Origin of the sequence: Myroides odoratimimus, assembly GCF_030326305.1 — a bacterium.
In the GTDB taxonomy this organism is placed as follows: Bacteria; Bacteroidota; Bacteroidia; order Flavobacteriales; family Flavobacteriaceae; genus Flavobacterium; species Flavobacterium odoratimimum_A.
Genome location: NZ_JACAKB010000056.1, coordinates 1 through 8,086, shown reverse-complemented (window position 1 = coordinate 8,086; position 8,086 = coordinate 1). Strand labels below are relative to the sequence as shown.

The following is an 8,086-nucleotide window of genomic DNA, read 5'->3' as shown; positions in this document are numbered from 1 at the left end:
CTTAGATTATTGAATTATTATCAGAAAAACGAAATAAATATTATGAATTATTATTTGCTTTTATCATAGTAATCAGTGAACCGAGTAAACTGTAAACCGTGAACCTATAAAACCCAACGCTCTATTAAGTTATACCATATTGCTTGTTGATCTTTTAACGTAAACACTGCTGAGGACTCTCTCTCTGTTCTGATATCCTCTGTCTGTTGTATTTCGATATACTCTACGATGATATGGCTAAAAGTAGCATATCCTTTTAGCTCTTTTACCTCTACTTGTCTAGTTGGAAACTTACCGTATACAGTAGGTAGCCATTGTGTAAAAGCATCATAACTAACCGAGTTACCGTCTCCATTCATCATCTTAAACGAAGGGTCAAATGTATTCAGGATAGCTTTATATAGCACTTCTTTATTAGATGCTGTACCATTAAACCAAGTCTGTATATTGATATGAAAGTCAATTACCTGTTGTTTTCCTAATTCTAAATTACTCATATTATTTATTTTTTGTGATGTTGTTTTTTTTTGTGAAACCGTGATGTTGTGAAATCGTGAAACCGTTTAGTCTGTCCTATCAATTGTTAGCCTATCCTATCATCTAAGTACATTATGCCCATAGGACAAGGCTGTAAACCGTTAACCGATTAATTTAACCAATTACTTTAACCGATAATCGTAAACCAATAATCTGTACTAACCCTATTACTGCTATTGCTATCCCAAAGGCTTTAGGATAGTCTAAAGTACTACTTAAACTAAAGAATATAGTACCTATCACCGCTCCTCCTAATACACTTCCTACTTGTATCGTAGTACTCACAATACCTGATGCTTGTCCTACTTGATCTATTGCTATGGACTTAATACTCTCTTTCATCATCACAGGCATTAACAGCCCGTGTCCAAGTCCTGCTAATAAAAATAAGCAATGCATGAATGCATTCGGTGTACCGTATTGACTAAATAATATACCTAACCCTACGAAAGAGGTTAATAATAGCAATAGTCCTGATCTTATCCAAAAAGAAGCTTGTTTATCTACCTTAGCAAATAAGATAGGCCCTAAAAAGAAACCTATTCCATAAGGCAAAACAGCCATACCAGCTATTAATACATCCCACCCTAGATAAGACTGTAAATAGTAGGGATAGCAGATGAATAGCCCTGCTGTAAAATTATAAAACAAGATGATAGGCAGGTTATAAGCAAAGGATTTATTACCAAATAAGGAGATGGATAACAAGACAAGTTTTTGGCGCTGCTCTCTATATTGTTCATACTTCACAAAGCTAATAGCAAGTGCTATACCACCTCCTATAACAGCAAATATCCACCACGCCCAATCATAAGTTCTCCCATAAATCAATGGAGTGATAAAACAAAGTAACGCACTAATCACAAGGACTACACCTAGGTAGTCTAACTTTTGTTTTTGTACTTTTTCCTTAGGCATAGTAGTATAAATACCGTATAGACAAATAGCTGCCACTGGTACATTAAGTAAAAAGATAATCTCCCACGTTAGATTCCACAAATGAATATTCAATAGTACACCACCTAATAACTGTCCTACTATAGCTGCTAAGCCAAATACAGAACCAAAAAGTCCTAAAGCCTTTGCTCGTTCTGATTCGTCAAAAAAGATGCGAATAGATGCTAATACTTGGGGAGCTAATAAAGAGGCTCCTATTCCTTGCAAAAAACGAGAGAAAATCAACATCTGTACAGAAGGAGAAAATGCACACGCCAAAGAGGAGATTAAGAATATCCACAGCCCTGTCGTAAAGATAGTTCTCCTACCATATATATCACCAAGCTTTCCACTACAGACTACCAGAGCAGCATACGTAAGTCCGTATATCGCAATGACCATCTGCAATTGATTTTCTGTTGCATGAAACGATTCTTTAATAGCAGGCAGCGCCATATTGACAATAAAATAATCTAAAGGGGATAGAAAAGCTCCTATAACTAAATAGCGTAGAATAGTCCACCTATTTTTATATTCATTCATATTGTTTATTTTTATTCCTTTGCAAAGGAAACACCCTAGATACAAATTATCTTGTACTTTAAAAGGTTTTTACAGTAAACAATATGACTTCTAAAAACACCTTCGACCCTATTCATATCACAGAACATCTACTGATAGATGATGTTTTTAGTATACAACCAAAAGCACATCTCACTATCGTGTATATACAAAAGGGAAAAGGGATGAGTCGATATGAAGCTCATAAAGTCCCTTTTAAAAAGGGAAAGCTGTTTATTATTCCTTTTGATACACCGTATTCTTTTGAAAGTAAAGATGGTCAAATCCTTGTGATAGAATGTCCTCAGAGCTTTATCACTCAGATTCGCACAGAGGCAGATCGCATAGAGACTTGTGATAATATCAATAAGCTTACCTATATCACACATAACTATCATACTAAAGCGGGATGTGTGTTTCAGTCTGAAGAAGATGCCCTATTTGCAGAACAGTTATTGCACAGTATTCAACGAGAACACAATAACCATACACAAGATTATTTAATCATAAGACAATGCATTTCTATCCTACTCAACCTTGTGGCTCGTAATCTTATTCTACACGATTATGAGCAAGTCAATGAGAATAGAAAGGCACAAGATATTATGAAAATGATCACTTATATTCAGCAACACATTGGGCATAAGGAGAAGTTGACTTTAGAGGCGTTAGCCAATGAGTTTAGTATTTCTAAAAACTATCTGGGTGAATATTTTAAGAAACAGACAGGGATATCACTACAAGACTATATCTTAGATTACAAGCTAAAATTAGTAGAAACTAGGCTTAAGTACAGCAATACCAGATTAAAGGAAATAGCCTTTGAACTAGGCTTTAACGATGAAAGTCATTTGTCTAAATTGTTTAAAAAATATAAACAAATGACTCCCTCGCAATATAAAAAAGAACACCAAAAAATATAATACCTCTTACCAAACTAAATCAGTTAAATCGGTATTATAAATAGCTATAACGCTTACTGAAGAGTTGTGAAACTGTTCTTTTATCAAAGATTGATACTCTTCTATTTTAGAGTTCTCTCTTAACACTAATAAAGATTCATTATAACCAAAAGTATACACAGCTTCTTTTGTTTTATCACTATATTCTTTTCTTATTTCAATAGATTGACCATTTAATGTTGCATTAATGTTATAAACACTTAACTGCTGATCTTTTAAATAATCTCTCAAATCTTCAAAATTAGGAATATCTTCTATCCACTCTCCTGTATATTCTATCCCCAATACTTCACTTAGTTTATTCTCTTGTTCAGGGCGTAAAATGAAGTGAACTCTTAAAGCTTTTTTATCATTAATTAATTTACATAAACTATCATCCTTCAAATTGTTTAAACATCTCTCAAGTAGATCATCGAAAGTAAAACCAGTTTCTTCTATTTCATCATCTACCCAATTATAAACTATTCGATCATCTGTATCATCTGTACGTAACAACCAAAAGTCTTCACCTCCATTATCCCCTATCATCACATAGTTCTCTTCTACTTCACCTAAATACCCGTTCTGTTCTATCCATTCGTTCTTATTGATGAATAGCCCTTCTATAACATCTTGATAGATACCTATCGTTAACAAGAACTCTCTGTAGTAAGGTGGTAACGATTTTGAAATGCTTGACTCTAAATCCATTACTTCTTCCTCTTTTAAGGCTTTATAAAACAAATAGTTATCAAAAGGTAATGTCTCTTTTAAAAATAGTTGATAATTAATAGTTTCCATATTATTTTGTTTAGCATGATAAGCAAAAATAACTAAAATTAGAAAACATGTTTACCCCTAAAAACAGCCATTTATCTTATAAAAAAGCTAAAGTTAGTTAGGAAACTTAAATTCATAAATCAATAGATTAATTTCGCGCGTGAAACAATAATTTATAGCGGATGAATACAAAAATACAAAGACTAAATCCTAGCACTTTAGCAGCTCCAGTGGGAAGATATTCTCATGTGACTGTGGTTCCTAAAGGAGCTAATCTATATACATTCTCAGGACAAATAGGTACAGATGCGATGGGGAATATCCCTTCTACATTTAATGCGCAAGTACAAAACACGTTTATGAATATCATCCAAGTATTAGGTAGTCAAAAACTAACTGCTGATGACGTCATTAAAGTTAATATTTGGGCGACACAAGAGATAGACTGGGACTTCTTCTACGAAGTTTGGGATAACACTTTTGGTACAGATTACCCATCTATGACTGTTGGGTATATCACAGCACTAGGATTGCCAGAAATTCAATTAGAAATAGAAATATGGGCTGCAAAGTAGTCGTTTAGATTAATACATAATAAGTAATTCGAAAGAGTTGGCTCAGTTGAGTCAACTCTTTTTTCTTGTAACTATCAAAATAAGACATTTGCAAACAACACTTTAAACTTTAATTCTCAAAATAAGAACACTTATAATTAGAATGATTATAAATAATTATATATTTGCGACACCCTAATTATATTTATTAAATCTAAATAATCGATTATTATGCAAACTGATAAGCCCAAGAAAACCAAGGGGATTTTCAAAAAGTATATGCTTAAACTCCACTTGTGGTTAGGACTACTGTCAGGTATAATTGTACTTATCGTATCGCTTACAGGAACTGTTTTTGTCTTCAATGAGGATATCTCTACCTATCTTAAACAAGACATGATCTATCATGGCGAACAAGATATTGAAAATAAAAAACCTATTCCTATTCGTGAACTAAAAGAACTAGTTAATGCACAATTAGTTAACGAAGAAGTTCCAGCAGAGGAAGTAACAATCCCAATGGATCCTACTCGTTCTTATCAATTTGGATTATTTAAAGCCAATCCGGAAGGATGGAATTATTTCGATACTTATCTCGTTTTTAAAACAGTCTATGTCAATCAGTATACAGGAGAAGTAATTGCTGTCGATGACCTATTGAAAAGCCCTTTCTTCTTCACTATGATTCTTCACCGCTCATTACTTTTAAGTAATGCTGTAGGAGGTACTATAGTAGGTGTAGCTACTATAATCTTTGTGATTATGCTAATCACAGGAATTATACTATGGTGGCCTAAGAATAAGAATATGCGTAAACAACGCTTTTGGTTTAGATGGAAGAAAGTAAAAGGTTGGCGCCGTAAGAATTATGACGTTCACAATATCCTTGGATTTTACTCTTCTGCTCTAGCACTAATAGTGGCTATTACAGGAATTATGTACTCTTTCCGCGTCACGATGAGTTGGGTTTACTTCTTAATCAACGGGTTTTCTATGTATGTTCCAGATTTTAGTCATTATAAGACTACTGCTCCTGAGTCTATGGAAACTCCAACAACAATAGATCGCATAGCTGCTACTGTAAAAGAGCACTACCCTAATGCTTTCTCTTTTGGTATTGACTTAGAAGATCATGAGAACGCTGATCATCATCACGACAATATGACTATTCGTGTTAAAGATCACGAGTTCAAATATAACGACTCACATACTATGATATTTGACGAACACTCTGGAGAGCTATTGTTCAATAGATCTCATGGAGAACGATTATTAGCAGAACGAGCTACTGGTGCTACTTATGATTTACACGTAGGAGCTTTCTTTGGTATGCCTGGAAAAATAATTGCTTTTATCCTTAGCTTATTCTGTGCCTCTCTTCCTATTACAGGTTTTATTATCTATTGGGGAAGACGCTATAAAAAAAAGACTACTAAATAATTTTTAAAACAATGAAAAGACCATATATATGGCTGCTATCACTATGCAGCCTGGGTACCTATGCCCAAACCGAAGCACAATTAGACAGTATACTCAACGCATTTAATACTAACCTTGGGGAAGTATTAATCACCACTAAAGCTCCTGTATTCCAACAGAAAGCTGATAAAATGGTATTCAGTGTAGAGAATAGCGCTTTATCTGATGGAAGTACAGTACTTGAAGTTCTTGGAAGAGCTCCAGGGGTGGTTGTATCTCAAGAAGGTGAATTATCTCTGAGAGGTAAAAAAGGGGTTAGTGTAATGCTAAATGGAAAACTGAGTTCTCTATCTGCAAAAGAACTAGCTAATCTCTTGAGATCAACCAACTCTTCTCAAGTCAAAAATATAGAGATTATTGCTAATCCATCTGCTAAGTATGATGCAGCTGGTAATGCAGGAATCATTAATATTGTATTAAAGAAATATAAAATGGAAGGGCTGAAAGGAAGCTCTTTTGTCAATGCAGGGCGAGGACGTAAAAACCGCCTTAATGCAGGATTCAATCTAGGTTATACTCATGAGAAACTAAGTCTATTTGGAGACTATAGCTATACTTTTAGAGGGGAAGAAGAACACAAACATTATCTTCAAGACTTCTACAACACTGCTAATCCTTCTATAATAGACAGACATAGTGAACAACGCTTCACTAGTAATGAGCCTCTTACTTCTAATAACTTCAAATTCGGAGTGGATTACTCTCTTTCTTCTAAAACAACTGTGGGCTTCTTATTTGATGCTAAAATCGGGAGATATGAGGATTATTCTAAAGGGTATAATATGATCTATACTCCTGTAGAAACATTGAATTCGCATATTAATACTGACAACGGAAATAAAGAGCATTGGTATGATTATACATTTAACTTAACTGCTACTCATTTATTCAATGATAACGGTAGTAAAGTAGATATAGATTTAGAATATGAAACTTCTAAGTTTAGGTCTGAACAGTCTCAATTAGCTGAAGTTTTATTAAACAACTCAAATGCTCCATATAGAAATAGACGTGGATATATTCCATCACAGTTTAAGGTATTTAATGGTAAATTAGACTTTACCTTACCTTTAGATGATAAGCACGCTTTAGAGACAGGATGGAAGTCAATTGTCAAATCAAATGACAATCCATCTGTTTATGAATTCCAAAATAACTCAGGATGGGAAGTAGATCCTGCTTCAACGAATCACTATAAATACAATGAACAAATACACGCTGCTTATGCTAACTACAAGCTTAGTTTAGAGCATTGGAGTTTTCAGGTAGGATTGCGTTCAGAGTTTACACAAACTGAAATAGACCAAAAAACGACTAAAGAATACAGTAAAAACGATTATACGAAACTATTCCCTAGTGCCTCTATCAAATACGAAACAGATAATGCACATGGCTTCTATGCTTCGTATAGTAAACGTATTAATAGACCGAGTCACTTTGACTTAAACCCATTCCGTTTTTATGATGACCCTTTTAACTATTGGCAAGGGAATCCTAAGTTAAAACCTGAGATAACACACGCTTCTGAGGTAGGATATACATGGAGTAAATACCTGATTGCAAATGTGTACTTCAGTGTGACCAATGATGTGATGACCAATGTGTATAATTACCAAGCAGATACAGGTATCTTAGTAAGTACTCAAGAGAACTTAAACAAATCTTATCACTATGGTGCGAATGTAACAGGTACAGTAAGTCCTACAGAATGGTGGTCTATGAGTAATATGTTTAACTTGTTTAACAACAAATATGAAGGAAACTATCAAGGAACAGAAATCAATAGTTCACAAGTAGCTTTCACTTTTAACTCTCAAAACAACTTTACCATTGTTAAAGGATTAAAAGTTGATGTCAATGCACAGTACTTCTCTAAGTCAAACTTAGGTCTATACAAAAGAGATAGTTATTTTGACTTAACAATCGGTTTATCTAAAGCCATATTAGAAGACAAAGCAACTATTAAACTAGCTGTAACAGATGTTCTAAATACTGTGAACTATAATGTAACAGGAGATAACTTCAATTCTAATATTCGCAAGAAATATGATCTTGATAGCCGAATAGCTACTTTATCATTTAACTATAAGTTTTAACTTAATTAAGAGAGATTTTCTCTCATTACACTTCATTGATTTATATAGGCAAAAGCCAGTCGAGATAGACTGGCTTTTGCCTATATAGTTGCCCCTTAAAAACAACTTAATTAAATATAAATCAGTATATTACACTTATTTTTATGTGTTTTTTGTTTAAAAATATTACAAGTTTTAGTATATTTAGTATATAAACCTTGCA

Annotated in this window: 7 protein-coding genes; 4 read left to right on the top strand and 3 right to left on the bottom strand. The window is 33.7% G+C overall.

Going from position 1 to position 8,086, the window contains the following annotated elements; all coding sequences use genetic code 11:
- Positions 1 to 104: 104 nt before the first annotated feature.
- Both HX049_RS17945 and HX049_RS17940 read right to left on the bottom strand, forming a co-directional pair.
- The gene (locus HX049_RS17945; protein WP_286417728.1) at positions 105 to 497 is read right to left on the bottom strand and encodes a hypothetical protein; all 393 of its coding nucleotides are present in this window, start codon (positions 495 to 497) and stop codon (positions 105 to 107) included.
- Between the two features lie 154 nt (positions 498 to 651).
- The gene (locus tag HX049_RS17940) at positions 652 to 2,016 is read right to left on the bottom strand and encodes an MFS transporter (protein WP_286417717.1); all 1,365 of its coding nucleotides are present in this window, start codon (positions 2,014 to 2,016) and stop codon (positions 652 to 654) included.
- Between the two features lie 83 nt (positions 2,017 to 2,099).
- On the opposite strand from HX049_RS17940, the gene HX049_RS17935 reads away from it, so the two are divergent.
- Entirely contained in the window at positions 2,100 to 2,957 is an 858-nt protein-coding gene (locus HX049_RS17935) for a helix-turn-helix domain-containing protein (RefSeq protein WP_286417715.1), read from the top strand.
- A gap of 6 nt (positions 2,958 to 2,963) precedes the next feature.
- Here the strand turns inward: HX049_RS17935 and HX049_RS17930 are convergent, their stop codons facing one another.
- Positions 2,964 to 3,776 (bottom strand): SMI1/KNR4 family protein, encoded by an 813-nt coding sequence (locus HX049_RS17930; protein WP_286417714.1) that lies wholly within the window; start codon positions 3,774 to 3,776, stop codon positions 2,964 to 2,966.
- A gap of 161 nt (positions 3,777 to 3,937) precedes the next feature.
- On the opposite strand from HX049_RS17930, the gene HX049_RS17925 reads away from it, so the two are divergent.
- The 3 genes from HX049_RS17925 to HX049_RS17915 all read left to right on the top strand — a co-directional run bounded on the left by HX049_RS17925 (position 3,938) and on the right by HX049_RS17915 (position 7,884).
- Positions 3,938 to 4,330, top strand: a complete 393-nt coding sequence (locus tag HX049_RS17925) for a RidA family protein (RefSeq protein ID WP_016649073.1) — start codon at positions 3,938 to 3,940, stop codon at positions 4,328 to 4,330.
- Positions 4,331 to 4,540: 210 nt separating this feature from the next.
- Positions 4,541 to 5,749, top strand: coding sequence for a PepSY-associated TM helix domain-containing protein (locus HX049_RS17920; RefSeq protein ID WP_353653728.1), 1,209 nt, complete (start codon positions 4,541 to 4,543; stop codon positions 5,747 to 5,749).
- Positions 5,750 to 5,760: 11 nt separating this feature from the next.
- Complete coding sequence (locus HX049_RS17915) at positions 5,761 to 7,884, top strand: outer membrane beta-barrel family protein (protein WP_286417711.1); 2,124 nt, start codon at positions 5,761 to 5,763, stop codon at positions 7,882 to 7,884.
- Positions 7,885 to 8,086 lie beyond the last annotated feature (202 nt).

Bases quoted from the DNA above. Each gene is read 5' to 3' on its own strand.
- HX049_RS17945 (WP_286417728.1), bottom strand. From the start codon at position 497: ATGAGTAATTTAGAATTAGGAAAACAACAGGTAATTGACTTTCATATC.
- HX049_RS17940 (WP_286417717.1), bottom strand. From the start codon at position 2,016: ATGAATGAATATAAAAATAGGTGGACTATTCTACGCTATTTAGTTATA.
- HX049_RS17935 (WP_286417715.1), top strand. From the start codon at position 2,100: ATGACTTCTAAAAACACCTTCGACCCTATTCATATCACAGAACATCTA.
- HX049_RS17930 (WP_286417714.1), bottom strand. From the start codon at position 3,776: ATGGAAACTATTAATTATCAACTATTTTTAAAAGAGACATTACCTTTT.
- HX049_RS17925 (WP_016649073.1), top strand. From the start codon at position 3,938: ATGAATACAAAAATACAAAGACTAAATCCTAGCACTTTAGCAGCTCCA.
- HX049_RS17920 (WP_353653728.1), top strand. From the start codon at position 4,541: ATGCAAACTGATAAGCCCAAGAAAACCAAGGGGATTTTCAAAAAGTAT.
- HX049_RS17915 (WP_286417711.1), top strand. From the start codon at position 5,761: ATGAAAAGACCATATATATGGCTGCTATCACTATGCAGCCTGGGTACC.